Here is a 25,701-nt window from a genome sequence, read left to right as displayed (position 1 = left end):
GAGAGAAATGATGATGAAGAACCGTGCCGGCTTGCTGGCTCTGTTGGTACTGGTAGTTGCGACCGTCCTGATGGTCTTCTTTGTGATGCCGCGCATCAACGGCGATAAGAAGTCAATCGGTGACGCCATCAATCAGGCGAGCGACGCGGTGAAGAACACCATCACGGAAAATGGCCAAAAAACAGGCGACGCCGTGAAAAAGGCCGGTGAAGCAACGCAGGGTGCCGCCACGACCGCAATCAACGCCGCTGATGTCACCAAGAAGCTCACCGATCTCAGCGGCACGGCCATCACCTCTCTTGCCGATCTCAAAGCGCTCTTCAAGGACGGCAAGGGGCCGACCGAGGACGTCTTCACCACAGCCAAGACGAAGACGGTCACTGCGCTGCAGGCGATCGTCGATTTTACCGCGCCCCAAGGCACCGATGCCACGACGACCGCCCTGGTCAACAAGGCACATGACGGCGCCGGCAAGGCACTTGCCATCATCCAGTCTCTTCCGGAGAACATCGCCGATGCCGCCGCCGCGATCGACAAGGCGCGGGCAGCACTCACTGGCGAGGCCGCGCCGCAGACGCAAGCGGCGGGACCGGTAACCCCGTCCTTCGACGTGCTGCGCGTCGAGCCGGATGGTTCCACCGTCATCGCGGGCTCGGCCGAGCCCAATTCCAAGCTGGAAATCGTCGACGGCGACAAGGTGGTGACGACGACCGAGGTCGGGCCGAGCGGCGATTTCGCCGCCGTGCTCGACAACCCGCTGCCGCCCGGCGATCATGAACTGGTGCTGCGCGCAACGGGCAAGGACGGCAAGGCCGTCACTTCAGAGGAAGTTGCTACCGTATCGGTTCCGAAGGACGATAAGAGCCAGCTTCTCGCCATGGTTTCCAAACCCGGCACGGCAAGCCGCATCATTACCGCGCCGTCAGCCAAGCAAGGGCGCGTCGCGACCGACCAGCAGGCGTCGGCAGCCGATACAGCCGCGAATGGCACAGGCGGGGCGACCGCCAATGACACCACCGGCACCAAGCCACAGGACAACACCGCCGCTGCCACCAGCACCGGCGACTCGGCAACCGCGCCTGCAGCGACGACCGCCAGCGCACCTGAAGTTATGGTCAATGCAGTCGAGATCGAAAACAACCATATCTTCGTTGCTGGCACGACGAAGCCGAACGCCAAGGTTCGCGCCTATGCCGACGACAAGCTAATCGGCGAGATCGTGGCGGGAGCCGACGGGCATTTCGTCGTCGACGGCACGATGCCGCTGACGGTCGGCGACCACAAGATCCGTGTCGACGTCCTCGACGGCTCCGGCAAGGTCACGGTGCGCACCAGCGTCAATTTCGCTCGCCCCGAGGGCAACCAGGTGACGGTCGCGGCGCAAACACCGGCGGCTTCCGGCAGCAACGGCAACGCTGCCGCCACCACCATGGTGCCACTCGACGAAGGTGAGCTTGGCAAGCTGAGGGGGGACGCCGGCAAGGCTTTCATCCTGCTGAAGGACCTTTTTGCGGATGGTAAGCAGCCGAATGCGGAACAGCTCGCCGCTGCCCGCTCGGGCACGGAAATTGCGCTGAAGTCGCTTTCGGAATTCCGTCCGGCGATCGATGCCAGTGCGACGCTGAAACAGGCCGCCACCGATGCCGCAAACGCGGCTGGCCGGGCGCTGACCGTGCTGCAGGCTCTACCGAAGGATCCGAAGTCGGTCGGCGATGCCCTGCCCAAGCTCGGAGAGATGATGGCCGCCGTTACCAAGCCCGAGAATGCAGCCCCTGCGCCGACGAGCGTCGAAACCTCCTCCAACGGCGGCGGCCCCAAGACCCTCCAGCAAGCACCGCTCTCGCAGGATACCAATGCCGTCATCATCCGCCGCGGCGATACGCTCTGGCAGATTTCCCGTCGCACCTACGGCGCTGGCGTGCGCTATACAACGATCTATCTCGCCAATGAGGACAAGATCAACAATCCGGACCGTATCCTGCCCGGCCAGGTCTTCGGCCTGCCGAAGGATGCGCTGCCCAATTCGGAAGAGCTGCACCGCAAGCGGCTTTCAGGTGGGCATCTATAGGGCATAGCCCCTCACAATAAGACCGATGCAATATGGCCAGGCGCAATCAACGCCTGGCCGCTGCTTTTACCCGACATAAAAATAGTATAATCGTGCCGCCGACCCCCATTGCTCCGCTCATTACCTGACGGGGCCCTCCAGCCAGGCTGCGCAACTACGCCATTGCCCCGGCTGGCTCAGATATTCGCCGGAGACGGACATGGCAGACCGCAAGAAGACCATATCGGCGGATTCCAGCAATCCATTGAATACGATCGTCAATCTCTGGCCCTACATGTGGCCGGCAGGACGGATGGACCTGAAGATGCGGGTCGTCTGGGCGACCGTCTATCTGTTGATCTCGAAATTCTTCCTGCTGCTGGTTCCCTATTTCTTCAAATGGTCCGTCGATGCCCTGAACGGCAAGCTGGACATGCAGGGCATCCTGCCGGCCTTCATGGTGGGCGCCATCGCACTGATCGTCGCCACCAATGTTACGCGCCTCATTCAGCTCGGCCTCAACCAGTTGCGCGACTCGCTCTTTGCCAGCGTCGGCCAATATGCCGTGCGCCAGCTCGCCTACCGGACTTTCGTGCACATGCACGAGCTATCGCTGCGCTTTCATCTCGAGCGCAAGACCGGCGGCCTGTCGCGCATCATCGAACGCGGCACCAAGGGCATCGAGACGATCGTCCGCTTCACCATTCTCAATACCGTTCCGACCTTTGTCGAATTCCTGCTGACTGCGGTTATCTTCTGGCGCGGCTACGGTTTTTCCTATCTCGCCATCACGGCGATCACGGTCTGGCTCTACATCTGGTTCACCGTCCGCGCGAGCGACTGGCGCATCTCCATCCGCCGCTCGATGAACGAGAGCGACACCGACGCCAATACCAAGGCGATCGATTCGCTCCTGAACTTCGAAACGGTCAAATATTTCGGCAATGAGGAAATGGAGGCCCGGCGCTTCGACCAGTCGATGTCGCGCTATGAGAAGGCCGCCACCGATGTCTGGACATCGCTCGGCTGGCTGAACTTCGGCCAAGGCTTGATCTTTGGCCTCGGTACCACGGTCATGCTGATATTCTCCGGCTGGGCCGTTCTTAACGGGCACCAAACGGTCGGCGATTTCGTCTTCATCAACTCCATGCTGCTGCAGCTTTCGGTGCCGTTGAACTTCATCGGCTTCGTCTATCGCGAAATCCGCCAGGGCCTGACCGACATCGAGGAGATGTTCGATCTATTGGAAGTCAAGCCGGAGGTGACGGACGCTCCCGACGCCCGGGAGCTGGTCATCGGCCACGGCGCCATCTCCTTCAAGGATGTGCATTTCGCCTATGAGTCTGCGCGGCCGATCCTGAAGGGTATTTCCTTCGAAGTGCCAGCCGGCAAAACGGTCGCGGTTGTCGGCCCTTCGGGCGCCGGCAAATCGACCCTGTCGCGGCTTCTCTACCGCTTTTATGACGTACAGAGCGGCACGATCACCATCGACGGCCAAGATCTGCGCAAGGTGACGCAGAAGAGCCTGCGCAAGGTGATCGGCATGGTCCCCCAGGACACGGTGCTCTTCAACGATACTATCGCCTACAATATCCGCTATGGTCGACCGGGTGCGAGCGAGAACGAGGTGACGGCCGCTGCGGAGATCGCTCAGATCAGTGACTTCATCCGTCATTTGCCAGAGGGCTTCGACACCAAGGTCGGGGAGCGCGGCCTGAAACTGTCCGGCGGCGAAAAGCAGCGCGTCGCCATTGCCCGTACCATCCTCAAGGCGCCGCCCGTGCTGATCCTCGACGAGGCCACCTCGGCGCTGGATACGACGACCGAACGGGAAATTCAGGCAGCACTGGACGTCGTCTCCAAGAACCGCACGACGCTGGTCATCGCCCACCGGCTCTCAACCGTCATTGGCGCCGATGAGATCATCGTGTTGAAAAGCGGCGAAATCGCCGAACGCGGCACGCATGCCGCCCTCTTGGAGCAGAACGGCCTCTATGCGTCGATGTGGAACCGCCAGCGCGAGGCTACTCAGGCGGAAGAACATCTGAAGCAGGTGCGCGAGAGCGACGATCTCGGCGTGGTCAACCGGCTGGCGCCTGCAAGCTGAAGAATGGCGTCGCCGCGACGTTGCGCGATCGTTGTGGGCAAGTGCGGCGCAGCGATGTTGCGGACTTCGCTTGTCACGTAGTTGAGATAACAGCTTGATAGGTACGGGTCTCACATCAAGGGAGCCCCCAAATGCGTAATTTTGCCAAGGCCTTGACGCTGTTGCTCGTCGTCGGCGTCGCTTCGCCGGTTTTTGCCGAAGATGCCAAGCCGTTTGCGGATGCCAAGGAGATCAACCTCCTCAACCTGCTGCCGCCGCCGCCGGCTAATGATTCGGCGCAGATGAAGGCCGAACTCGGCGAAATCCTGACAATCCAGGTTACCCGCACGCCGGAAATGGCGGCTCGTGCCGTTGCCGATGCGGAAGAGAACGTCTGGCGCTTCTCCGATGTCATCGACAATCCGAAATTCACCAAGGAAAATCTGCCGAAGTTCTCGGCATTCTTCGATCGTGTCGTCGAGACCGAAGGCGCCGTCGTCGATCCGGCGAAGGATGTCTGGAAGCGCCCGCGTCCGCATCTCTACAGCGATCTCGTAAAGCCGATCGTACCGCTCTCCAAGTCCGGCTCCTATCCATCCGGCCACGCCACGGTCGGCACGCTGATGGGCATTGTGCTCGCGAATATGGTGCCGGAGAAGCGCGCCGCCATCATGGCCCGGGCCTGGGAATACGGCCATAACCGCGTCGTCGGCGGCATTCATTACGCCTCCGACATCGAAGCCGCCCACATCGCAGGCACCGTCATCGCCGAAACCATCATGACGCATGACGACTACAAGAGCGAATATGAAGGCGCCAAGGCCGAGTTGCGCGCCGCTCTCGGCCTCTAAATTCCGCCTGTCATCACAGGTCATGAAAGGCCGCCGCTTCCCGTCAGCGGTCTTTCTTTACGCCCGGCACGAGTTTCCACAGGCAACGCTTTTCAACGCTACGGATCGTTGGCATCTTGGCCCCGCGCGGATTGCGCTGGGGGCGAGCGTGCGAAAGCATTGCCCATGACAGAGTTTGCCTGTAGTCACGCTCAACTAGTAATCAGAGCAAGACCGCTTATCTTGCTTTCATTCTTTTGACTGGCATGATCTCGTCCGACAACCGGACCCCGGTTTTCGGTGAGGGTGCCCTAACGGAGTAGGCCGTAGATGAGCTTGTTGAACAGTGTACGCAACGTCATCGTCCCGGTGCATAAGGAAGGTTATCCCTTTGTCGCGGGTTTCTTTGTTGCGTCGCTGGTTCTCGGCTGGATCTTCAAGCCGCTCTTTTGGATCGGCTTGATCTTCACGCTCTGGTGCGCCTATTTCTTTCGCGATCCCGAGCGCATGACGCCGCAGGACGACGATCTCGTGGTATCGCCCGCCGACGGCAGGGTTTCCGGCGTGCAGATGGTGACGCCGCCGGCCGAGCTCAATCTCGGCCACGAGCCGATGCTGCGCGTTTCGATTTTCATGAACGTCTTCGATTGCCATGTGAACCGCTCGCCGATGCGCGGCCGCATCACTACTGTCGCCTATCGTCAGGGCAGCTTCCTCAATGCGGAACTGGACAAGGCAAGCGAACAGAACGAGCGCAACGGCCTCGTCGTCGAGACGAAGCATGGCGAGATCGGCGTCGTGCAGATTGCCGGCCTCGTCGCCCGCCGCATCCTCTGCTTCGTCAATGAGAACGAGCCGGTCGACGCTGGCGAGCGCATCGGGCTCATTCGCTTCGGCTCGCGCCTCGATGTCTTCCTGCCGGCAGAAGCGGCGGCGCGCGTCGCAGTCGGCCAAAGGGCAATCGCCGGCGAAACCGTGATTGCCGAATTCGGCTCGTTGAAGGGCCCCATCCTTAGCCGCCGTAGCTGAGCCCGGAGAAAACGAGCGAGATGAAGACGCCTTTTCCGCCCTTCGAGCCGCATGGTCCCAACGACGAGGCGCGCGGGCCGCGCCTGCGGGAAATCCCGCTACGGCTGATGGTGCCGAACATGATCACCGTGCTGGCGATCTGCGCGGGCCTGACCGGCATCCGTCTCGCCTTCGAAAATCGTTACGAGCTCGCGGTCGTGGCCGTGCTTGTCGCCGCTTTCCTCGATGGCATCGACGGACGCGTGGCACGGCTGATGAAAGCCACCTCCAAGTTCGGCGCGCAGATGGATTCGCTTGCCGACATTGTCAACTTCGGTGTCGCGCCGGCGCTCGTGGTCTACGTCTTCCTGCTCGATCAAGCCCGCTCGCTCGGCTGGATCGCGGCGCTGATCTACACCATCGCGGCCGGCCTGCGCCTTGCACGCTTCAACGTCATGGCGGAACGGGAGAACAAGGCGTCCTGGCAGTCTGAATATTTTGTCGGCGTACCGGCGCCAGCCGGGGCGATGCTGGTGTTGCTGCCGGTCTATCTCGGTTTTCTAGGGCTGGCACCCACCAGGACCTTTGCCTATTGGGGCGCCGCTTACACCGTGTTGATTGGCTTCCTGCTGGTCAGCCGCCTGCCCGTCTGGTCCGGAAAAACGGAAGGCAGCCGCATTCGCCGCGATCTCGTGCTGCCGATCATGCTTGCCCTCGTCGTCTATGTGGCGCTGCTGATGAGCTATACCTGGCATGTCATGGTGGTCACCGTCGTTGCCTATCTCCTGTCGTTGCCCTTGGGCGCCCGTTCCTGGACACGCAAATACGGCACCTTCACCATCAACGGCCCCGCCGATCCTGATGTGGATGATTCAAACGACGATATCGGCCGGCATATCTAGCCTAAATCCAGGCCCGATCTGATGCTCGCAATCGGTCATCGTTCTATTGCAGCAAGAATTGGGAGGGCCAATCGTGATAAAATCGCGGTCGCCAATCACTCTCTCCGGCCAAATTCCGTTGTGGTTAACGCAACTCATTAACGAAAAATAAATAACTAAATTAGATATATTTTGCGTTAAATTTCGCGTCCCCCTCGCGAAATATGGTCGGTGTTTACAAAAGCTGATTGGCGAATGCCTTTGATTTGTCATGATTTATGACAAAACAACGTCGCACGGCAGAATCAAAAAACACCCTGGGAATACGTTGAGGAGGTAACACATGACCACGAAAAAAGACGAATCAACACAACCGCAAGTTAAGATCGATCCTACTATGCTCTATCGCCCGCTTGGCCTCAAGGCTGTCCTGGCAGCGCATCTGATGCTGAAGACCCAGCCGCTGAAGAAGAAGATCGCTTAAAGCCTGCAGCATCCGATCGAATGCAAGCCGTTCAGAGAAGGCTCAACTGGCCATCGCCGGGATCTAGCTTTTTCGACGGCTTGGCAGGAGGTTCGATCGCAACGGGTACCTGCAGCTCCGGTCCCATATTGGCGACCTTGTTGACGCGATCCGAAACCGGAATCGCCTCGAAAAAATCCTCCTGAACCGGCCCCATCAGATCGAGGACTTCACGCGGCTCCTGCGTCTTGCAATCGAGCCAGCGCGTGAAATCTTCCGGCTTGACGACAACAGGCATGCGGTCGTGAATCGGACGCATCGCTCGGTTTGCCGATGTCGTCAGGATCGCGCCGGTATCGACCTCGGAACCATCGGCTGACGACCAGGTCTCCATCAGGCCGGCAAAGGCGATGACGCCGCCGTGGCGTGGACGGATCCAATAGGCCTGCGATTTCTCGCCGCTCTCCTTCGACGGACGATGCCATTCGTAAAAGCCCGATGCCGGGATCAGGATGCGCCGATGGCGCATGGCGGCGCGGAACGATGCCTTGCCGATCGCGGTTTCTGCGCGGGCATTGATCAGCAACGGAAATTCCTTGGGGTCTTTCACCCAGGCCGGCGTGAAACCCCAGCGCACCAGCAGCGCGCGGCGATCCGGCAAATTGCTGCCCCGCTCCTGCCGATCGCCTGAAACGACGACCAGAATCGGTTGTGTCGGGGCAATGTTGAAGCGCGCGGGAAAGTCTTCATGCTCGAGATAACCGAGCAATTCCCGTACCTTCTTCTCGGTTTCGGTCAACGCAAATCGTCCGCACATGCAGCTTGTTTTGCACCCGCAAAGCCTCGGGTCAAGAACAAGGTCAGTTGCGAGGGCCGAAGAGAATGATGGTCGCGCCCGCGAGGCAAACGGCAGCGCCGGAGAGATCCCAGCGATCCGGCGAACGCCCCTCGACAAGCCAGAGCCAGAGTAGGGAAGCAACGATATAGACGCCACCATAAGCGGCAAAGGTGCGCCCCGCCGCATCGCTAGGCACCAATGTCAGCAACCAAGCAAACAGCGCCAGCGACACCAGACCGGGCGCAAGCCACCAGATCGGCTTTGCTAGCCGCAGCCACGCCCAGAAGGCGAAACAGCCGGCAATTTCGGCCAGCGCCGCGAGCGCATAAAGTCCATATGTCATCATGATTTTCGCCAGCCTGGCTGGCGGATCCGAATCGCCGCCATTCTCATTTGCGAGTAAAAGGGCTTTTATTTCGGACGACAAGCACCGTATCCTTTGCCGCCGATATCTTCATCAGAACCCGAATCGACCCATGACCTCCACCCCTCGCCCCGCCTCCTCCGCCATCCTCGAACGTGACGGCCGGTTCCTGCTGGTGTTGCGGCGCAATCCGCCATCCGCAGACATGTATGCCTTTCCCGGCGGGCGGGCCGAAGACGGCGAAACGCCGTCGGAAACGGCATTGCGGGAATTCAGGGAAGAGACCGGAATAACTGCTCGAAACCCCCGCCTCTACGAGACCTACGATCTCAGGAGCCATGCAGCAGACGGGAGGCTCGTCAGCCATTTCGTTCTGTCGGTCTTTCTGGTTGATGCCGACGACGATGCGATTGCCGAAGCTGCCGACGATGCCGCGGCGATCGGCTGGTATTCGCTGGAAGAGATCCGCGTCCTGCCCGTTCCGGCGAGCGTGCTCGAATGCGCCGAACGGCTGACGGCTGCTCGGGTCTAACAAGATATTCGAAGCCCCAGCGTTAACGATGCGTAACAATAACGGCGTGGAAAGTGAGGCTTTCGCCTTGCTCCGGTCATGCTTGGCATATCAACTGTGTGTATGAATCACCGTCGCCTCATCAACCTGTTCCCGGTCTGCGCCGCGTTTGTGGCCGCATTTCCGGCCTTTGCGCAGCCTCCGGCGAGCGTTCCGGAGGCGCAGGTGCCGGGCAACTCCGATAATGCTGAGCGGCCGACGCCCTATGACGATCAGTTGTCACGGCTCGCCGAAATTCTCGGCTCGATCCACTATCTGCGCAATCTCTGCAACACCGGAAAAGAAGATTCCTGGCGGGCAGATATGCAGCGATTGCTGGACGCAGAGACGAAAGACGAGCCGAAACGCAAGGAAAAACTGACTGCCTCGTTCAACCGAGGATATAGATCCTTTGCATCGGTTTACACGGATTGCACGCCGCAGGCTATCGTGGCTGAGGAGCGCTACCGTAACGAAGGTGCAACACTTGCCACAGAAATAACCGCTCGCTTTGGAAATTGACGATTTATTAACCCCTTTTCATGCCGAGCCGTGTCGTTTTAGGAAAAGGCTGATAAAGTCGTTAATCAAGCGGTAAGGACATGGACGTCTCGAGGAACGAAACAATGGAACCAAGCCTGAACGACATCGACGACATGATTGTCCACGAAAAAAGGCAGGCAGCGCTGGAATACCAGAACGAGGCCTGGGCTGACGGGATGGCTGACGGCATCGAGCCGGAAATCATCGCCGACGCTGCAATTGCCCATGCCATCCGCGAGACTATTCGCATTCAGGGAGAACAGGGCGCAGAAGCCTTGCTCGAATCACTTAGGGACCGCATGCTTGCTGGTGAATTCTCTCCGAACCGCACCCTGCAATAACAGCCAGAGATCCCTATGCACACCGTACCGGGCAATGAGTTTCGACGTTCCATTGCCTCGCTTGCCGTAGCGACCATGTTTTTCGGCAGCCTCGCCCTCCCTTTGCCGGCCTTTGCCTTCTCCCAGCTCAATCCGCCCGCCGCCCAGCCGGGCGTTGCCGGGAAATCACCGCAGCAGCGCAATGACAAGCCGGTCGAAGAGGCGCTGGAGGCACCCTCAAAAACAATTCCCGCACCCGATCCGCTGGTCAACAATCAGGCCGGACAGAGCAATGGTACCGCATCGAGCAGTGCGCCGAACGGCGGCAAGCAGGCGGAGATTCTCTTCGATATCAGCAAGGCGCCCGAGCCGGTGCGCAAGCTGCGGGAAGCGATCGTCGAGGCGGCCGCCTCCGGCGATCTCGAGCGTCTGCGTCCGCTGATGAACGTTGGCGGCGGCCTCAAGCAGACGCAGGTAACGGCGGACGATCCGACCGAAGACCCGATCAAGACACTGCATGATCTTTCCGGCGATCCCGATGGTATCGAGATACTCTCCATTCTCCTTGACATCATGTCGTCCGGCTTTGCGCATGTCGGCCAGGGCACACCGGATGAAATGTATGTCTGGCCCTATTTCGCGGAGAAGGACATCAAGTCCCTGACTGCGCCGGAAAAGGTCGATTTGATGCGCATCGTTACCGCCGGCGATTTCTCCGACATGCTGGAATTCGGCGGCTATAATTTCTACCGCGTCGGCATCACGCCCGATGGCAAGTGGAAATTCTTCACGTCGGGCGAATGATCCCTGCTCAGAACTTGCGGTTCCCGACCGGAGGCCTTACCTCTGAGCGATAGGCCAAATTAGCGGGTCCACAATGCCAGCCGTATTCCTCAGAGATCGCTCCTTTCTTCGCGTCACCGGCGCGGAGGCGGAAGCCTTCCTGCACAATCTCATCACCACCGATCTTGCCTCGCTCGGCACGGACGAGGCCCGTCCCGGCGCACTGCTCACACCGCAAGGCAAGATCCTGTTCGATTTCATGATCTGGCGGGATGGCCCCGGCTTTCTGTTGGAGACCGATGCAGCGCAGAGAGACGGACTTCTGAAGCGGCTCACCATGTACCGCCTGCGCGCACCGGTCGATTTTGCTGCAATGGAAATGGAAGGCGTCACGGTCGCCTGGGGCGAGAATGCGGCTGAAACCCGGAAGGACAGCCGTTTCGCCAAGGCAGGGATCACGCTGACGCGCACGCCCGGCCAGGACGGCGATGATGCGGAGGCGCTCTACCAGACGCTGCGCATTGCCAATGGCATTGCACTTTCCGGCCAGGATTTCGCCCTGCAGGATGCTTTTCCGCATGACGTGCTGATGGATCTGAACGGCGGCCTCGGCTTCCGCAAGGGCTGCTATGTGGGCCAAGAAGTGGTGTCCCGCATGCAGCATCGCGGCACGGCGCGCCGACGGGTCGTCATCGTCAGCGGCAGCACCGATCTGCCCGCCACCGGTACCGAGTTGACTGCTGACGGCAAGCCGATCGGCACGCTTGGTTCAACTGATGGCGCCAAGGGCCTTGCCATCGTCCGCATTGACCGCGCCGGCGAAGCCATCGCAGCCGACACGCCCATCCTTACGGCAGATCGCGAAGTTTCGCTCGCGCTGCCCGCCTGGTCCGGCCTCTCCTTCCCCACGCAGAGCGATGAGGCTTCGGCATGACAGCGGGTAATATCCCGCGCGCCTGGCAGCGCATGTTGTCCGGCCGCAGGCTGGATCTGCTGGACCCTTCGCCGCTCGACGTCGAGATCAGCGATATTGCCCACGGGCTTGCCCGCGTGGCGCGCTGGAACGGCCAGACCTCCGGGGATCACGCTTTCTCGGTGGCGCAACACAGCCTCGTTGTGGAGACGATCTTCCGGCATCTCAACCAGCCGACGCCGGACGAGCAGTTGGCGGCGCTGCTGCACGATGCGCCCGAATATGTCATCGGCGACATGATCTCGCCGTTCAAATCCGTGGTCGGCGGCGACTACAAGGTGGTGGAGAAGCGCCTGGAAGCCGCGATCTACCGACGCTTTACCCTGCCGCCGCATTGCGGGCCGGCATTGAAGGAAAAGATCAAGAAGGCCGATACAGTTTCTGCCTATTTCGAGGCGACGCTGCTTGCCGGTTTCACGCCGCAGGAAGCGCGCAAGTTCTTCGGCCAGCCTCGCGGCATTACGCAGGAGATGTTGCCGATGGAACCGATGCCGGCGATCGAAGCACAACGCCTCTTTCTGGCGCGGTTCGCGGCGATCGAGGCCGAACGCGCCACCGTGAGAACCGACGCATGACCGCGATCGTCGTATCGCCGCTGGTACGCATCGCCGAGATGGCCGTTCGTCACGGCGCATCCGAAATGATCAGCTTGATGGCCAAGGAACAGACGTTTCACCGGCCGGCCGTGATCAAAGCGGAACGGCACCTGCTTCTTGGCATGAACGACATCAGCTTTCCCGGCACCGGCGACCTCGTGGCACCGCAGGAAACGCATGTCCGCGATATCATCGATTTTGCCAGAAACTGGGATCGCACGGCACCGCTGCTGATCCACTGCTGGATGGGCGTGTCGCGTTCCCCCGCGGCCGCGCTGATCGCAGCGCTTGCCGTCCATCCCGAGCAGGACGATCTGGCGCTTGCCCATCGGCTGCGCACCGCCTCGCCCTATGCGACGCCGAATGCACGGCTGATCATGATCGGTGACCAGATGCTTGACCGCAAAGGCCGGCTCGTCGACGCCGTCAAGGCGATCGGCCGCGGCGCGGATGCGGACGGCAACGCGCCCTTTGTCCTATCGCTACAAGCGGAAATCGGCGTCATATAAAAACGGAGACTGCGCTTGCGCAATCTCCGTCCATTTTCAGCTTTTACGAGAACGGCCGATCAGGCGGCAACGCTATCCGACGGATCGGGATCGTACTGACCGTAGGTATTCTGATAGACATTCATCGAGGCCTCCATCTCTTTGATGAAGACTTCCAAAGCATTCTGGCTGGTATTGTCGCTAGTGGCCGTGCCGCCGCTGCTGTTGTTGGACGTCTTTTCCACGGATGAGGTGTCGGCGGCAGACGAATCAGTGCTGGTCTCGCCACTGCCGCTGCTCTGCTGCATCTGCAGCAGCATGGACGCCAGATTGCCCGAGAAAGCGCCCGTGGCGCTCTGATCGCTGTTGTCGTCACCGTCCTCGTCGGCAAGAACGCTTGCAGACAGGAGGCCGGATTGTGCTGCTTCCTGCAGCTCCTGGGCGTCCACAACGCCATCGTGATTCTTATCAAGGGGATTGTACGAGGCAGCGCTCATGCTGCTTCCAACTGAAGAAATACCACTCACCCAAATCTCCTGAAGTAAACGCTGTCAGGCGTTTTCGGTGGGACGCAGTACGCTCGTTGAAATGCCGATTGGCATAGGCCGATTTTCGGAGACGGTCAAAGATAGGTGTTAATTGATTATTAACCCCAATTGACAGGCAGCGAATCATATTGGCGGTGGGCCTCTACGAGCGAGAGACAACCGCTGCTTGGCGCAGATCACGACAATCGAGCGAATCACCCTTGGCGCAGGGCTATTCGATAACGGCGCAAGCCAGCCGTTTACCGGCGCCGCCGACAGGTTGGCTGCGGTAGTCATCCGACTCCGCATGGATCATCAGCGTTCGGCCGCGAATGCCGTTTTTGCCGTCCAGCAAGACCATGCCGTTGAAGACTTGCGCCCTGAGCTTGCCGTCCTGATCGACATATTGATTAGGCATGTCGCCGGCATGCGGGCCATTGGCCGCAAGCAGGCCGTGTTCGGCATTTGCGGGATTGAAATGGCCGCCGGCGGATTCGAAGCCGTGCGTGTGGTCACAATGATTGTTCTCGTGAATATGGAAGGCGACCCATCGATTGGCAGGCAGGCCGGACACGTCGAGTTCGATCAGCACGCCCGTCTTCGCCTCGGTCAGGACCGCCCGTCCCGCCTGTTTGCCGTCGACACCGATAAAATTGGCAATTGCCGTCTGCTTGTCCTGCGCAGTCGCGGGCAGAGCTGCCGTCAAGGCCAGGGCCGCAGCAATAATGATCGTCCTCATGGAACATTCTCCCGTTTGAGTCGTGAAGGCAACGCATCACAGGGTCGGGTGTTCCCGCGAGAAGAGAAATGGGCAGGTCTTGGACGCAGAAAGGCCCGCCACTGTCCGGCGGGCCTTTATGATGGCATGGCCAAGGCGACCGCTCAGGCCGCCATGCTGCTGTCCACGTCGTATTGGCCGTAAGTGCTGTTGTAAGCATCCATCGGCGTCAACAGATCGAGGTCGTAAGCATTACTGGCCGCGGACATTTTGCCCGTCGTCGCGCTACCGGTGGACATTTGCATCAGCTTTGCCATCAGGCTACCCAATGCGCCATTCGCGCTACCGTTATCGACCGCATCGGTCTCGAGAATGCCCGGACGCTCGTCGGCTTCGCGCTCTTCACGACTCAAAACACCGTCGTCATTCGCATCGAGCCGCGAAAGCGTACCGCGATAAGGATAGGTACTATTGGATGTGGAAGATACATGGGACATACAAACCTCCTTGGGTGAGGAGCCGCCTCATGCGACGTCGTTTGTACGCAATACGTTCTGGTTAACTATGAGTGTTGATAGGCTGATTTGCCGCCCGGGTAAAGACGAATTGTTAATGAGTATTAACAATAGTTTTCAAGTTATAAATCGCTATTTCCTAATAAGTCTATGATGGCCGACCGCGCAGTGCGTCCCGCTCCCTATCTGGTAATTCCCTGTAATCATAGGGAAAATCGGCCGACTGGCCCTTCCTGTCCTGGTCTTTTCGTATAATGTAACGATGGAAGCCCATGGAGTGGATATGACCGAACTGCTGCTGATCGTGATTGTGGTCGTGGGTATTTTGATACTGCGCAGCTACAACCAACGGCTACAACGGCTGGAAAGCCGCGTTTCAGAGCTGCAAAATGCGCTTGCTGGCCATGTGTTGTCGGTCGATTCGAGCGAATCAGCCGCGGCGGCAGAGTCTGTTGAAGAGGTAATCGAAGCGTCCGAAACCGCGGCGCAGCCGTTGACCGAAGCCGCCGCAGAGACAACGTCAGACATGGAGGAAGCCGCCTTTTCCGATGGCGGCACGCCAGAGCAACAAGAGGACATGGTCGCGGCCGCCCTTCAGCAGAAAGACGAAAGTCTGGAGAGCACGATTGGCGCCCGCTGGGCCGTCTGGGTGGGCGGTATTGCGCTGGCGCTCGGCGGCATCTTCCTGGTCAAATATTCGATCGAAAGCGGCCTGCTCAGTCCTGCCGTGCGGCTGGTGCTTGCCGCCATCTTCGGCTTGGTCCTTATCGCTGCTGGTGAAGTCATCCGGCGCCGATCCGAGCCTATGCTGGCCAATACCTTCCAGAACGCGATGATCCCCGGCGTGCTGACGGCGGCGGGTGTCGTCGCGCTGTTCGGCTCGACCTATGCTGCCCATGGCATTTACGGCTTCATCGGACCGGCGGCCGCCTTCGTCCTTCTGGGGCTGATTTCGCTCGCCACGCTTGGCCTGTCGCTGCTGCATGGCCAGGCGCTTGCGGGGCTTGGGCTCCTCGCTTCCATGATCACCCCGGTGCTCATTGCCTCGACGGCGCCAAGACCGTGGACGCTGTTCGGCTATCTCGTCTTCACGTGGCTCGCCACCATTGCGGCATCGCGCCTGCGCCGTTGGCACACTGTACCGTCCTTCGCCAATGCCCTCCTCAGCATCTGGCCGCTGCTTTACATCTTCAATAGCGATGTCGTCGATCTGACCCCGGTTACTCTGGCCATGCTGGCGATGATCGCCGGCACGATTTTTATTTGGCCCGGACGCTATGGAGCAGCCGCAACGATCGAGAAAGATATAGATTCGGTCAAAACCGAGGGGTTATCGGTCGCACCACCGGCCAGCCATTGGGCCGCGTTCCTGGCGCGCGCACCGCTTGGAATGACGCTGACGGCATCGATCGGCAGCGCCGCGGTCGCCCTGGCCTTCCTCGTTTACAGTCTTCTGTACGGATACCCGCTCCCGGACGCATCGCTTCTCTTCGCTGTGATCGTCGCCACCCTTGCGGCCCTCGGAGCCAGCCGCGTGTATGCGGCCTGGGCGGCAATCCTGTCGGCCATAGCGGCCGGCTTTGGCATGTTCATCGCCCTGATGCAGCCGGAGATCGGTGCGGAGCTGAACATAGCGCAGATCGTTCCGGCACTTTCCCATCTTGTCGTCTATGACGGTCTCGGCCTTGGCGCGATCTTTGTCATCGTCGGCTTCTTCTTTCTCAAGCGTTTTGGCGAAAGCGAGAAGCCCTTTGCCGCGCTATGGAGCGCGATCATGGTCGCCACGCCGCTGACGATCGCCGTGATCAGCTATGTCACCTTCGGCAACTGGATGCGTGACTGGCTGCACGGGCTCTATGGCATCGTGCTTGCCGCGGTCCTGATGGCGCTCGCCGAATTGCAGCACCGCCGTTCCCCGGAAGCCAACGGGGCCTTGCCGACCAATATCCTCGCGGCAGGCTCCTTCGCTGCCCTGGTCTTCGCTCTTCACACGCTGACCCATGACGCCATCCCGACGATGCTGCTGCCGGTGCTTGGCATGGCATTTATGCTGGCGGGGCGCGCCCGCTCCTGGCCGGCCCTGCCATGGACGATGGTTGCGGCGCTGCTCATCACCCTCGGGCGCATCGCCTGGCAGCCGACCATCGTCGACCCGGATGAACTCGGCACGACGCCGATCCTCAACATGCTGCTTGCTGGTTACGGCATCCCCGCGGCCCTCGCCGTCTGGGCCGCCTTTGAGCTCAGGCATTCGCAGGACCTCCGGCTGCGCAACACGCTGCAGGCACTTGCGAGTTTCCTGGTGCTGCTGACCATCGCCATCCTGGTGCGCCATGCGATGAACGGCGGCGTCTTGAATGCGAACGTTCCGACGCTCGGCGAACAATCGATCTACACATTGCTGGCGATCGGCGCCTCGGCGACGCTGATGGCGCTTGATCTCAGCGCATCGAGCCTCGTCTTCCGTTATGGCGGAATGGCGCTAGGTGTACTCTCCGTCATCCTGATCCTGTCGCTGCATCTGCTCGGACTCAACCCTTTCATGACAGGCGAAAGCACCGGCCGGATTCCTTTCTTCAACCTGCTTCTACTCGGCTATCTGCTGCCGGCGATCGCCTATGGCGGCTTGGCGCTCTATGCGCGGGGCAGACGGCCACGGCCTTATGTGATGATGCTGGCCGTCGCCGGCGCGGTCATGGCCTTTGCCTGGGCGACGCTGTCGGTGCGCCGTTTCTGGCAAGGCGAATACATCCCGTTCTGGAATGACTTCATCCAGGGGGAGGTCTATTCCTATTCCGCCGTCTGGCTACTGATCGGCATCGCCCTTCTCTGGCTCGGGGCACGTTTCAATGCTCGCAGCCTGCGTATCGCGTCGGCTGCGCTGGTGTTCGTCGCGGTCGTGAAGGTCTTTCTGATCGACATGGCAAATCTCGAAGGCTTCCTGCGAGCACTATCCTTCATCGGCCTCGGCGCGGTGCTGATCGGCATCGGCCTGTTCTATCAGAAGGTCCTGACGGGCAGGAACGCGACGGAATGATTGCGGCGAATCTCTGCGCCCGGTAGGAACGCACGAGATCATTCCGACAGATCACTCCGACATGGGGCCGAAGATGGATACCAACAGCATGGCGCGGGCTTTTGCCCCATTCGAGACGCTCGCCGCGCAGCTTATTCCACATGCGGCCGATGGCGACGACGGCTCGCACGACGTCGCCCACATCCTGCGCGTCTTCAAGAGCGCCATGTCGATCCAGGCCGAAGAAGGCGGCGATGCCCGCATCCTCGCCGCCGCCGTATTGCTGCATGACTGCGTCTCGGTGGAGAAAAATTCGCCGCATCGCGCCCAGGCATCGCGGCTGGCAGCCGAGAAGGCCTCGGGCATCCTGAGGGAGCTTGGATGGGCTGGCGAGGATATCGCCGCCGTATCGCACGCGATCACTACGCACAGCTTTTCCGCCAATATTCCGCCGGAAACGCTAGAGGCGAAAATGCTGCAGGATGCCGACCGGCTGGATGCGATCGGCATGGTCGGCGCTGCCCGTTGTTTCTATATTGCGGGGCGCCTGGGCTCGGGCCTCTACGATCCGTTCGACCCGCTCGCGACAGAGCGACCGCTGGACGACAAGCGCTTCGCCATTGACCATTTCGAGACAAAGCTGTTCAAACTGGCGGATGGGTTTCAGACCGAAACCGGCCGCAGGTTTGCCGGCGAGCGGCACGAGCGGTTGAAGACGGTGCTGGCAATGTTCATCGACGAAATCTGAGGGCTATTCATGCGGATCAGCGATCTCTTCATTTATCCGCTCAAGAGCGCGCGCGGCATTGCCATTCCATCCGCCTCCGTCGACGCCTTCGGCCTGGTCGGCGATCGTCGCGCCATGCTGGTCGAACCATCAGGCCAATTCATCACGCAACGCGAATTGCAGGATCTTGCCCGCATCGACATCCAGCCTGGCCCCTCCTATCTGCGTCTGAAAATGGAGGGCAAGGCCGACATCATCGTGCCTCCGCCGCACCCGGACAACCGCATGGATGTCGTCGTCTGGAAATCGGATGTCAGCGCTTCTGTTGCCGACGAGGAAACCAACAAGGCCCTGTCGGCGTGGCTCTGTCGCGACGTCAAAATGGTCTTCTTCGACAGGCTCGCCAAGCGCGTCGCCAATCCGGAATGGGCCGGCGGTGACGCGCCGGTTACCTTCGTCGACGGATACCAGATCCTGATCACCACCACCGGCTCGCTGAAGGCGCTAAATGCCGATCTTGCCACCCATGGCGAGGGTTCGGTCGGCATGGAGCGTTTTCGCCCCAACATCGTCATCGACTGCGATGAGGAGTGGCCCGAGGACCGCTGGGCTGCGATCGAGATCGGCGGCATTCGGCTCGATCTCGTCAAGCCATGCGCCCGCTGCATTATGACGACGCAGGACCAGAAAACCGGCTCGCGCGACGTTCCGAACCCGATGCCCGCCATGGGCCGCGTCCGCATGTCTGCCGACCGCCGCGTTCCCGGTCCGCTCTTCGGCTGGAATGCCTCACCGCGCGGCGAAGGCACGGTGAAGATCGGCGATACGGTGACCGTGATCGAGGGGCGGCCGGAGGGCTGGTCATTCAAACGGCGATAGTCGTTCTACCACTTGTTTAGTGCTTGCGGGCCTGAGGCAGCAGGTTCATGTTTATCGCCATATTGAAGACCGTTGGTTGCGGCTGAAGGAGCCGTGGCGCACCGGGCTTTTTCGAGGTGCGTCCGATGGAATGTGCGGGCTGCGGTTTCGATATTCAGAGCGGCTTTGCTTTCTGTCCGCGATGCGGCGCAAAGCAACCTATCTCCTGCGCTGCGTGCGGCTTTCCCTGCCAGCCTGATTTTGCCTTCTGCCCCCGATGCGGCGCCGCGATTTCCGACAAAGCCCCATCCGCCGCCAAGCCGATCATCGAGGCTCCGCCGGCAAAATCCGGGGACGATGCCGACCGGCGACCGGTAACCGTGCTTTTTGCCGATCTCTGCGGCTTCACGACACTGAGCGAGCAGATCGACCCGGAAGTGATGCGGGTGCTGCAGAACGAATTGTTCGAAGAGATGACCCAGGCGGTCGAGGCCTATGGCGGCTTTGTCGACAAGTTCGTCGGCGATGCGCTGCTGGCTCTGTTCGGCGCGCCGGTTGCCCATGAGGACGATCCGATGCGGGCACTGAATGCAGCGCTCAACATGATCGATCGGGCAACACAGGTCGGCGAGCGCTGGCAATCGCGCGCCGGCGTACCGCTGCGTCTGCATATCGGCATCAACAGCGGCCCAGTCGTCACCGGCGGCTTCGGCGCCGTTAGCACAAAATCCTATTCCGTCACCGGCGACACGGTGAATACCGCCCAACGCCTGCAATCCATGGCCGGCGAAAACGATATCCTCGTCGGGCCGCTGACCTATCGTCTCACCCGCCATGCCTTCGCTTTCGACAGCCTCGGCGCCCAAGCCTTGCGCGGCAAAAGCGGCAACGTGCTTGTCCATCGGCTGACAGGACCTTTGGAGGCACCGCATACGGCGCGCGGGCTAGAGAGTTTCGGCCTGCGGGCCCCGATGATCGGACGGGATACCGAATTGTCGCGGCTATTGACCTGTCTCGACCTTGCCTGCGGCGGTGCGGCGCAACTTGTCCGCCTCATCGGCGAAGCCGGCATCGGCAAGTCGCGGCTGGTCAATGAATTCATCGGGATCGCCGGCAATGCAGCGCGCTTTCAAGGCCTCGCCATCCGCAAGGCGACCTGCTCCCCTCTCGGCGAACAGTCCTATGGCACGCTTGCCGCGGTCGTGCGCAGTGCCTACGGCATCGGCGAGCGGGACAATCTCGACAGGACGCGACAATTGCTGGCGACGGGTTTCCGCGCGCTGGATCTCACGCAGGAGGATGTTGAGGGACTTTCGCCGCTCTTTCTGCATGTCCTCGGCCTCGGTGACCCCAGTGGAGCGCTGCGGCACATCGAGCCTGAACAGTTGCGGCGGCAGATCTTCTATGCGGTCCGCACGGTGTTCGAGCGGCGGCTGGCGCAAGGTCCCCTACTGCTTGTCATCGAGGATCTGCATTGGGCGGACGCGGCCTCGCTGGAAGTGCTTCGCTTCATGCTGGATCGGCTGGAGCGCAGCCGGCTGATGCTGCTTGCGATCTACCGGCCGACATCGCAGATCGACCCGCTGGACTCCAATCGCGTCAGCGTTACCGTCCAACGTCTTGGCCCACTCAACGCAACCGACGGGCAGAAGCTGCTCGCCGCGTTTTTCGGCGAGAGCCATAGCAAGCTGCCGGTCGCGATGCGCAAGCGCATCCTTGATCGCGCCGGCGGCAATCCGCTCTTCATCGAAGAGATCCTGCGGGGATTGATCGATATGGGCAGGCTGCACAATGACGGTCAACGCTGGCAAGTTGCGGCGGAAGAGACGGATGTCGATATTCCAGTCAATCTGCAGGCTCTCTTGCTTGCCCGCGTCGATCGTCTGCCGCAGGAGATTAGACGGTTGGCGCAGGAGGCGGCGGTGGTCGGCCCGAAGTTCGACACTGCCCTGCTCCGCTCCGTCGCCACCGACCCGACTGCCATCGATGCTGCGTTGGACTATCTCTGCGATGCAAATATCATCGAGGAATTGCGCGGGCCTGATGCCGGTGTTTCTCCCGCCTATCGCTTCAGCCAATCCCTGCTGCATGACGTCATCTACCATAATCTCCTGCTGCAACGGCGCATGGAGCTTCATCACCGGATCGGACGGGTTCTGGAGCGCCAATATGGCTCAGCGCCCGACCGGCCGGAGCATCTGTCACAGCTCGGTCATCATTTCAGCCTGACCACCGAGAAGGCAAAGGGGGCCAGCTACCTGATGGCTGCCGGCGATCTGGCGCGCAAGACCTACGCCAATGACGACGCGATGCGCCTCTACCGCCAGGCGCTCGCCGCCTTTGCAAACGAGCTGGAGGTGGCGCCGGAACAATTGGCGCTCCTGGAGCGTCTCGCCGATCTCTGCGGCCCTGCCGGTCGCCGCGACGCCGCCTTTAATCACTATCAGCAGGCGCTTGCGATCCATCGCACCGGAGACGATCGGATCGCTGCGGCGAGGATATTGCGCAAGATCGGCCGACTGCATCTCGAGGCGGGCCGCCGCGATCAAGCGGAGGCACATTGCGCGGAGGCCGAAGTCATGATCGCGACAATAGATGCGCCGATCGAACATGCGCATCTCCTGCAGGAGCGCGGCCATCTGGCGTTCCGCATGGGCGATCAGGCCGCTGCCGCCGAATGGGCGACACAGGCCCTGCAGCGGCTGCAAACGCTACCGATCGACGGAACGACCGAGGCCGGACGGGAGGCAGCGCGAGCGATGGCGGAGGCGCTGAACACCAAGGGCGCGGCACTCGCACGGCTCGGTCGCCGCCGCGATGCCGTGCAGGAAGTGGAGCGCAGCCTCACCGTTGCCGAAAAGGCCGATCTGCAAAGTGCCGCCTGTCGGGCCTATTCCAATCTCGGCGTGCTCTACACAATTGTCGATCCGGCCAACGCCATCAAAGTTTGCCGGCGCGGGCTGGAGGTCGCAACCCGGATCGGCGATCTCGGCTTCCAGGCACGCCTTCTCGCCAACCTCGCCGTTTCCTGCTGCACCTTCACGGATCGTTGCGCCGCCGAAGGTGTGCCGGCGGCGGAGAAGGCAGTGGAGATCGATCGCGCACTCGATCAGCGTGACCATCTCTCCGTACCACTGATCGTCCTCGGGCAGATCCATCAATGCCATGGGCAACCGAAGCTAGCTCGTAAGTATTACGAGGAAGCCCTTGAGGTCGCGAAGGAAATTGACGAACCGCAACTGCTTTTTCCGTGCTATGATGGCCTGGCGACACTGAGCCTTGAGCATGACGACATGGATGAGGCGGAACGGTATTTCTCGCTGGCACAGGATGTGTGCATCCGCCACAACCTCGATCCAGGCACACTCGTCGTATTGCCGTTTCTCGACTGATTGTCCTCGTCATGATGGTCGTCGGAGATCCATTGGGAGAATCGATTCAAGCACTTAAAGGGAGGAACGAACCATGCAGGAGAACCACGCCGGAAGACCATTGCAGCCTGGAGATCGCGCACCGAACGTCGTGCTGGATGCGATCACGCGGCAGGGCAAGGTCGCCATCGACGATTTTCGCGGCCAGAAGCCGGTGTTTGTCGGATTGTTCCGCGGGCTGCATTGCCCCTTCTGTCGCCGGCAGATCGCCGCCATGGCCGAGCTCACCGATGCATTGCAGGAAAAAGGCATAGACAGCCTGACCGTCGTCAACACGCCGATCGAGCGCGCCCGCCTCTACTTCCGATACCATCCGCTTCCCAATCTGCTGGCGGCCTCAGACCCGGAACGGGTATCGCACAAGGCCTTCGGCCTGCCGAATCTTCAGTTTACCGAGGCTGAGAATGACTGGCCGCACAAGGTCAGCATGGATGCGGTGATGTCGATGCGCATCGATATGCCGGGCGAGCTTCCAGAGCCCATGAACCCGATGGCAGCGATGGAATTCCTCGACAAGGCGGACGGCTATGAAGTCAACGAGGATGACAAGCGGATGATCGCCACCGGCGAAGGCCAGCTTGTCGGCGAATTCCTGCTCGATCGGGATGGTGTCATCCGCTGGTCGTTCACGGAGGTCGAAGAGGCTGGCCGCCATATGTTTGGCATTCCCGCCCCACGGGAAGTCATGTCGGCAGCATCAAATATGGCTGTTTGAAGCGCTTTTTCAGCTCTGAATTACGCCTTAGAGCATGATCCTTTCGGATTATGCTCTATCTTTTTGCGGCAATGCTCGGCCGCTCCTGTGCTTCCAAGGACGCCGCATTTAGCGCTTTCAACGCCGCCTGGACGAAGCCGTCGCGCGCTGCGGCGATTTCTATGCCACGCGGTTCGTAGACATGGCGATGCAGGAAAAAGCCGGTCAGGCGGAAGGCTGCAGCGAGACTGCCGGCATCCGCTGCTTCGACGGCGCCGGCGGCGAGGAAAGGCGGCAGCACCAGCATCTTGTCGGCCCAGGGCAGGCCTGCGGCACGGCAGACGGCTCGCCCGGTCTTCGGCGAAACAAAGGCAAGATCGTCGTGCGTACCCGTCGCCGCGCACTCCGTCAGATCGAGGCCGAAACCCAGGTCATTGAGGACCGCCAGCTCGAAGCGGACGAAAAGTTCGCCGGCATCCATGGGGTTCTGCAGGTTTTCGAGAATCACATTCAGCGCATCATAGAGATGCGGATGCGGGTCACGCTCAGGCAGCAGGCGCAGCAGAGCGCCCATGGCCTGCACGCCATAGACGGCGGTCGCCGTCTCCATCAGCCTCGCCGCCCGCAATCGCACCGGCTCCATGCGGAACTCGCCGAGATGCTCATGCAGCCGTGCCCGCCAGGTCACTTCGACCAGATTGCCAGCCTGCAGCACCGGCTGCATGGTGCGGGACCGGCCGGAGCGCACCAACCCCATGTGCCGGCCGCGATCACGCGTCATCACCTCGGCGACGACACTCGTCTCGCCAAGGCGTTTGACGCCCAAGATGATCGCCTGATCCTGCCACTGCATCGGCCGGTTCGTCCTATAGAATGTCGTGATTCGAGTTTAGGACAAACGGCAGGCGCTGTCACATGTCAGACGATCCGCTTGGTAGCGGGCTGCTTGATGGCTCTGCCGGTGCCAGCCTGTCGACGAACGCCCACATGGCGGCCTCGTCGAAAGGCTTGTTGAGCAACGGCACATGCCGCAAATCGGGTGGAAAATCGAGTGTATCGGGATAGCCGCTGACGAAGCCGAAGGCGATGCCGCGCTCCCTCAGCAACCGGGCAAAGCCGAAACTCATCGACTCCCCCAGATTGACGTCCAACATCGCAAAATCATAACGCTCGGTATGAATGGCGTTGACTGCCTGCTCCAGGTTCGAGGCGATTTCCACCTCCTTGACCCCAATGAGACGAAGGATTTCCTCCGCCTCCATGGCAATGATCAGATTGTCTTCCAAAATGAGAACGCGCTGAACCGTCATATCAGCGCCGTCCCCGCATCCCTGCGCCAAGCGGCGCCGTGCCCCGTAAACATTCCCACATCTATCCCTCCGGCGCCAATCATCGGCCCGTGTTGAATGGATGGCATTCCCCCATCCGTATTGGCTAGATCTCATGTGACATGACCTTGCCCTGACCCGCTTCGCACTTTTTGTCCCGCCGGACTATGGGCTCGTCATCATGCTCCAAACGCATTTGCCGCCGCGGTTAGTAAAAGGTGAAACTGGTCGAAAAGTGACGAAAATGTAGTCTATGCTGATACACTCGTCATGAACATTTAAAAAAGACATGTGGCGGCCACATCATTGCCACCACGTCAGATGAACGGTCGCACGCCCGCATCCAGCCCGTCCCACTCAGCGAGCGCGGCGAGTCCTTGACCATTCAACACGTCGCAGCCGCGTTCATGCCAGCGAATCAAGCCGCGTTCCGACAGCTTTTTCAATGTCTTGTTCGTATGAACGATGGAGAGACCGAGGGTGTCGGCGATGTGCTGCTGCGTGATAGGAATGACCTTGCTGCCGTCGAAGAGATGCAGGGCCTTAGCCCGTTGATGCAGGTAGGCGAGCAGATAGGCGGCTCTTTCCAGCGCGGACCTGCGACCGATGCTTAAGAGGTGTTCATCCAAAATGCGTTCTTCGCGCGCGGCGATCCACGTGAGATCGAAGGCGAGCGACGGATGCTTGTTGTAGAGCGCCATCAGTTCCGCACGCTCGAAAACACAGAGCGAGACCGGCGATAAAGCCTCGGTCGAATGCTGCATCTCGCCCATGATCGAGCCTTGCAGGCCGATGAGGTCGCCGGGCATCACATAGTTGAGGATCTGCCTGCGTCCGTCTTCGAGGGTTTTATAGCGAAAGCCCCAGCCGGAAAGGATCGTGAAAAGGTGGGCGCTGTGGGCACCCTCCAGAAAGATCGTCGCACCGGCGTCGACGACAAGCTCACCCTTCTTGAAATCCGAGACGAAACTCAGCTCATCGCGACTGAATTCGCGAAAATGCGGCAATCGCCGCAGCGGACAGAGCTGGCACGGCGTTTTTTTCCTGTGCATCGTCGTGGTCTTGACCATTCACGCCTCTTAGATCGCTTCGGTTGAAGCGATCTGTCCGATGGCAG

26 protein-coding genes are annotated in these 25,701 nt (G+C 60.6%); 18 read left to right on the top strand and 8 right to left on the bottom strand.

Features of this window, described 5'->3' with window-relative positions:
• Nucleotides 1-10 precede the first annotated feature (10 nt).
• The 6 genes from QA648_RS04035 to QA648_RS04010 all read left to right on the top strand — a co-directional run bounded on the left by QA648_RS04035 (nt 11) and on the right by QA648_RS04010 (nt 7,336).
• Nucleotides 11-2,068, top strand: a complete 2,058-nt coding sequence (locus tag QA648_RS04035; protein WP_283049761.1) for a LysM peptidoglycan-binding domain-containing protein — start codon at nt 11-13, stop codon at nt 2,066-2,068.
• Between the two features lie 199 nt (nt 2,069-2,267).
• Nucleotides 2,268-4,154 carry an ABC transporter ATP-binding protein/permease gene (locus QA648_RS04030; RefSeq protein WP_283049760.1) on the top strand — a complete coding sequence of 629 codons (1,887 nt, stop codon included), beginning with the start codon at nt 2,268-2,270 and terminating at the stop codon, nt 4,152-4,154.
• A gap of 131 nt (nt 4,155-4,285) precedes the next feature.
• Nucleotides 4,286-4,984, top strand: coding sequence for a phosphatase PAP2 family protein (locus QA648_RS04025; protein ID WP_283049758.1), 699 nt, complete (start codon nt 4,286-4,288; stop codon nt 4,982-4,984).
• A 309-nt stretch (nt 4,985-5,293) separates the two neighbouring features.
• On the top strand, nt 5,294-5,992 hold the full coding sequence (locus QA648_RS04020; protein WP_283049756.1) for a phosphatidylserine decarboxylase: 699 nt from the start codon (nt 5,294-5,296) through the stop codon (nt 5,990-5,992).
• Nucleotides 5,993-6,012: 20 nt separating this feature from the next.
• On the top strand, nt 6,013-6,873 hold the full coding sequence (gene pssA, locus QA648_RS04015) for a CDP-diacylglycerol--serine O-phosphatidyltransferase (RefSeq protein WP_104822529.1): 861 nt from the start codon (nt 6,013-6,015) through the stop codon (nt 6,871-6,873).
• A gap of 322 nt (nt 6,874-7,195) precedes the next feature.
• Complete coding sequence (locus QA648_RS04010) at nt 7,196-7,336, top strand: hypothetical protein (RefSeq protein WP_283049754.1); 141 nt, start codon at nt 7,196-7,198, stop codon at nt 7,334-7,336.
• Nucleotides 7,337-7,367: 31 nt separating this feature from the next.
• On the opposite strand, the gene QA648_RS04005 is transcribed toward QA648_RS04010, so the two are convergent.
• Entirely contained in the window at nt 7,368-8,132 is a 765-nt protein-coding gene (locus QA648_RS04005) for an SOS response-associated peptidase (protein ID WP_283049752.1), read from the bottom strand.
• A gap of 43 nt (nt 8,133-8,175) precedes the next feature.
• Nucleotides 8,176-8,496 carry a YnfA family protein gene (locus QA648_RS04000; RefSeq protein ID WP_283051208.1) on the bottom strand — a complete coding sequence of 107 codons (321 nt, stop codon included), beginning with the start codon at nt 8,494-8,496 and terminating at the stop codon, nt 8,176-8,178.
• A gap of 133 nt (nt 8,497-8,629) precedes the next feature.
• Between QA648_RS04000 and QA648_RS03995 the strand changes: the two genes are divergently transcribed.
• The 7 genes from QA648_RS03995 (at nt 8,630) to QA648_RS03965 (ending at nt 12,791) form a co-directional block, all read left to right on the top strand.
• The gene (locus QA648_RS03995) at nt 8,630-9,049 is read left to right on the top strand and encodes an NUDIX domain-containing protein (RefSeq protein ID WP_283049750.1); all 420 of its coding nucleotides are present in this window, start codon (nt 8,630-8,632) and stop codon (nt 9,047-9,049) included.
• 102 nt (nt 9,050-9,151) lie between these two features.
• Nucleotides 9,152-9,589, top strand: coding sequence for a TIGR02301 family protein (locus QA648_RS03990; protein WP_283049748.1), 438 nt, complete (start codon nt 9,152-9,154; stop codon nt 9,587-9,589).
• 104 nt (nt 9,590-9,693) lie between these two features.
• Nucleotides 9,694-9,951 carry a hypothetical protein gene (locus tag QA648_RS03985; protein WP_028753410.1) on the top strand — a complete coding sequence of 86 codons (258 nt, stop codon included), beginning with the start codon at nt 9,694-9,696 and terminating at the stop codon, nt 9,949-9,951.
• A 15-nt stretch (nt 9,952-9,966) separates the two neighbouring features.
• Nucleotides 9,967-10,734 carry a hypothetical protein gene (locus tag QA648_RS03980; RefSeq protein ID WP_283049746.1) on the top strand — a complete coding sequence of 256 codons (768 nt, stop codon included), beginning with the start codon at nt 9,967-9,969 and terminating at the stop codon, nt 10,732-10,734.
• A 73-nt stretch (nt 10,735-10,807) separates the two neighbouring features.
• The gene (locus tag QA648_RS03975; protein ID WP_283049744.1) at nt 10,808-11,647 is read left to right on the top strand and encodes a folate-binding protein YgfZ; all 840 of its coding nucleotides are present in this window, start codon (nt 10,808-10,810) and stop codon (nt 11,645-11,647) included.
• Nucleotides 11,644-12,261: an HD family hydrolase gene (locus QA648_RS03970; RefSeq protein ID WP_260303562.1), complete on the top strand. Its 618-nt coding sequence runs from the start codon at nt 11,644-11,646 to the stop codon at nt 12,259-12,261. Before QA648_RS03975 ends, QA648_RS03970 begins: the two co-directional genes overlap by 4 nt.
• Nucleotides 12,258-12,791, top strand: a complete 534-nt coding sequence (locus tag QA648_RS03965; protein ID WP_283049742.1) for a tyrosine phosphatase family protein — start codon at nt 12,258-12,260, stop codon at nt 12,789-12,791. Before QA648_RS03970 ends, QA648_RS03965 begins: the two co-directional genes overlap by 4 nt.
• A gap of 59 nt (nt 12,792-12,850) precedes the next feature.
• Here QA648_RS03965 and QA648_RS03960 read toward each other — a convergent pair whose 3' ends face one another.
• The 3 genes from QA648_RS03960 to QA648_RS03950 all read right to left on the bottom strand — a co-directional run bounded on the left by QA648_RS03960 (nt 12,851) and on the right by QA648_RS03950 (nt 14,512).
• Nucleotides 12,851-13,267 (bottom strand): hypothetical protein, encoded by a 417-nt coding sequence (locus QA648_RS03960; RefSeq protein ID WP_283049741.1) that lies wholly within the window; start codon nt 13,265-13,267, stop codon nt 12,851-12,853.
• A 262-nt stretch (nt 13,268-13,529) separates the two neighbouring features.
• Nucleotides 13,530-14,036, bottom strand: a complete 507-nt coding sequence (locus QA648_RS03955) for a superoxide dismutase family protein (protein ID WP_283049740.1) — start codon at nt 14,034-14,036, stop codon at nt 13,530-13,532.
• Between the two features lie 143 nt (nt 14,037-14,179).
• Nucleotides 14,180-14,512, bottom strand: coding sequence for a hypothetical protein (locus QA648_RS03950; protein WP_104822519.1), 333 nt, complete (start codon nt 14,510-14,512; stop codon nt 14,180-14,182).
• Nucleotides 14,513-14,813: 301 nt separating this feature from the next.
• On the opposite strand from QA648_RS03950, the gene QA648_RS03945 reads away from it, so the two are divergent.
• From QA648_RS03945 to QA648_RS03925, 5 genes are all read left to right on the top strand, one after another.
• Nucleotides 14,814-17,567, top strand: a complete 2,754-nt coding sequence (locus tag QA648_RS03945; RefSeq protein WP_283049737.1) for a DUF2339 domain-containing protein — start codon at nt 14,814-14,816, stop codon at nt 17,565-17,567.
• A gap of 73 nt (nt 17,568-17,640) precedes the next feature.
• Entirely contained in the window at nt 17,641-18,294 is a 654-nt protein-coding gene (locus QA648_RS03940; RefSeq protein WP_283049736.1) for an HD domain-containing protein, read from the top strand.
• A 9-nt stretch (nt 18,295-18,303) separates the two neighbouring features.
• Nucleotides 18,304-19,152, top strand: coding sequence for an MOSC domain-containing protein (locus QA648_RS03935; RefSeq protein ID WP_283049734.1), 849 nt, complete (start codon nt 18,304-18,306; stop codon nt 19,150-19,152).
• Nucleotides 19,153-19,277: 125 nt separating this feature from the next.
• On the top strand, nt 19,278-22,523 hold the full coding sequence (locus QA648_RS03930) for an adenylate/guanylate cyclase domain-containing protein (protein ID WP_283049732.1): 3,246 nt from the start codon (nt 19,278-19,280) through the stop codon (nt 22,521-22,523).
• A gap of 73 nt (nt 22,524-22,596) precedes the next feature.
• Entirely contained in the window at nt 22,597-23,277 is a 681-nt protein-coding gene (locus tag QA648_RS03925; RefSeq protein WP_283049731.1) for a peroxiredoxin-like family protein, read from the top strand.
• Between the two features lie 55 nt (nt 23,278-23,332).
• Here QA648_RS03925 and recO read toward each other — a convergent pair whose 3' ends face one another.
• From recO to QA648_RS03910, 3 genes are all read right to left on the bottom strand, one after another.
• Complete coding sequence (recO, locus tag QA648_RS03920; RefSeq protein ID WP_283049729.1) at nt 23,333-24,109, bottom strand: DNA repair protein RecO; 777 nt, start codon at nt 24,107-24,109, stop codon at nt 23,333-23,335.
• Nucleotides 24,110-24,167: 58 nt separating this feature from the next.
• A complete protein-coding gene (locus QA648_RS03915) occupies nt 24,168-24,701 on the bottom strand; it encodes a response regulator (protein WP_311319439.1) in 534 nt (177 codons plus the stop codon).
• 200 nt (nt 24,702-24,901) lie between these two features.
• Nucleotides 24,902-25,654: a Crp/Fnr family transcriptional regulator gene (locus QA648_RS03910; protein WP_260303517.1), complete on the bottom strand. Its 753-nt coding sequence runs from the start codon at nt 25,652-25,654 to the stop codon at nt 24,902-24,904.
• Nucleotides 25,655-25,701 lie beyond the last annotated feature (47 nt).

The sequence above is a fragment of the Rhizobium sp. CB3171 genome, from assembly GCF_029714265.1.
In the GTDB taxonomy this organism is placed as follows: Bacteria; Pseudomonadota; Alphaproteobacteria; order Rhizobiales; family Rhizobiaceae; genus Rhizobium.
This window is presented reverse-complemented; position numbering and strand designations above follow the sequence as displayed.

Coding starts and splice junctions, on each gene's coding strand:
- QA648_RS03925 (WP_283049731.1), top strand. CDS start 22,597: ATGCAGGAGAACCACGCCGGAAGACCATTGCAGCCTGGAGATCGCGCA.
- QA648_RS04020 (WP_283049756.1), top strand. CDS start 5,294: ATGAGCTTGTTGAACAGTGTACGCAACGTCATCGTCCCGGTGCATAAG.
- QA648_RS03915 (WP_311319439.1), bottom strand. CDS start 24,701: ATGAGATCTAGCCAATACGGATGGGGGAATGCCATCCATTCAACACGG.
- QA648_RS03940 (WP_283049736.1), top strand. CDS start 17,641: ATGGATACCAACAGCATGGCGCGGGCTTTTGCCCCATTCGAGACGCTC.
- QA648_RS03910 (WP_260303517.1), bottom strand. CDS start 25,654: ATGGTCAAGACCACGACGATGCACAGGAAAAAAACGCCGTGCCAGCTC.
- QA648_RS03995 (WP_283049750.1), top strand. CDS start 8,630: ATGACCTCCACCCCTCGCCCCGCCTCCTCCGCCATCCTCGAACGTGAC.
- QA648_RS03955 (WP_283049740.1), bottom strand. CDS start 14,036: ATGAGGACGATCATTATTGCTGCGGCCCTGGCCTTGACGGCAGCTCTG.
- QA648_RS04000 (WP_283051208.1), bottom strand. CDS start 8,496: ATGACATATGGACTTTATGCGCTCGCGGCGCTGGCCGAAATTGCCGGC.
- recO (WP_283049729.1), bottom strand. CDS start 24,109: ATGCAGTGGCAGGATCAGGCGATCATCTTGGGCGTCAAACGCCTTGGC.
- QA648_RS03945 (WP_283049737.1), top strand. CDS start 14,814: ATGACCGAACTGCTGCTGATCGTGATTGTGGTCGTGGGTATTTTGATA.
- QA648_RS03975 (WP_283049744.1), top strand. CDS start 10,808: ATGCCAGCCGTATTCCTCAGAGATCGCTCCTTTCTTCGCGTCACCGGC.
- QA648_RS03935 (WP_283049734.1), top strand. CDS start 18,304: ATGCGGATCAGCGATCTCTTCATTTATCCGCTCAAGAGCGCGCGCGGC.
- QA648_RS03970 (WP_260303562.1), top strand. CDS start 11,644: ATGACAGCGGGTAATATCCCGCGCGCCTGGCAGCGCATGTTGTCCGGC.
- QA648_RS03965 (WP_283049742.1), top strand. CDS start 12,258: ATGACCGCGATCGTCGTATCGCCGCTGGTACGCATCGCCGAGATGGCC.
- QA648_RS04025 (WP_283049758.1), top strand. CDS start 4,286: ATGCGTAATTTTGCCAAGGCCTTGACGCTGTTGCTCGTCGTCGGCGTC.
- QA648_RS03980 (WP_283049746.1), top strand. CDS start 9,967: ATGCACACCGTACCGGGCAATGAGTTTCGACGTTCCATTGCCTCGCTT.
- QA648_RS03960 (WP_283049741.1), bottom strand. CDS start 13,267: ATGAGCGCTGCCTCGTACAATCCCCTTGATAAGAATCACGATGGCGTT.
- QA648_RS04030 (WP_283049760.1), top strand. CDS start 2,268: ATGGCAGACCGCAAGAAGACCATATCGGCGGATTCCAGCAATCCATTG.
- pssA (WP_104822529.1), top strand. CDS start 6,013: ATGAAGACGCCTTTTCCGCCCTTCGAGCCGCATGGTCCCAACGACGAG.
- QA648_RS03990 (WP_283049748.1), top strand. CDS start 9,152: ATGAATCACCGTCGCCTCATCAACCTGTTCCCGGTCTGCGCCGCGTTT.
- QA648_RS03930 (WP_283049732.1), top strand. CDS start 19,278: ATGGAATGTGCGGGCTGCGGTTTCGATATTCAGAGCGGCTTTGCTTTC.
- QA648_RS04010 (WP_283049754.1), top strand. CDS start 7,196: ATGACCACGAAAAAAGACGAATCAACACAACCGCAAGTTAAGATCGAT.
- QA648_RS04005 (WP_283049752.1), bottom strand. CDS start 8,132: ATGTGCGGACGATTTGCGTTGACCGAAACCGAGAAGAAGGTACGGGAA.
- QA648_RS04035 (WP_283049761.1), top strand. CDS start 11: ATGATGAAGAACCGTGCCGGCTTGCTGGCTCTGTTGGTACTGGTAGTT.
- QA648_RS03985 (WP_028753410.1), top strand. CDS start 9,694: ATGGAACCAAGCCTGAACGACATCGACGACATGATTGTCCACGAAAAA.
- QA648_RS03950 (WP_104822519.1), bottom strand. CDS start 14,512: ATGTCCCATGTATCTTCCACATCCAATAGTACCTATCCTTATCGCGGT.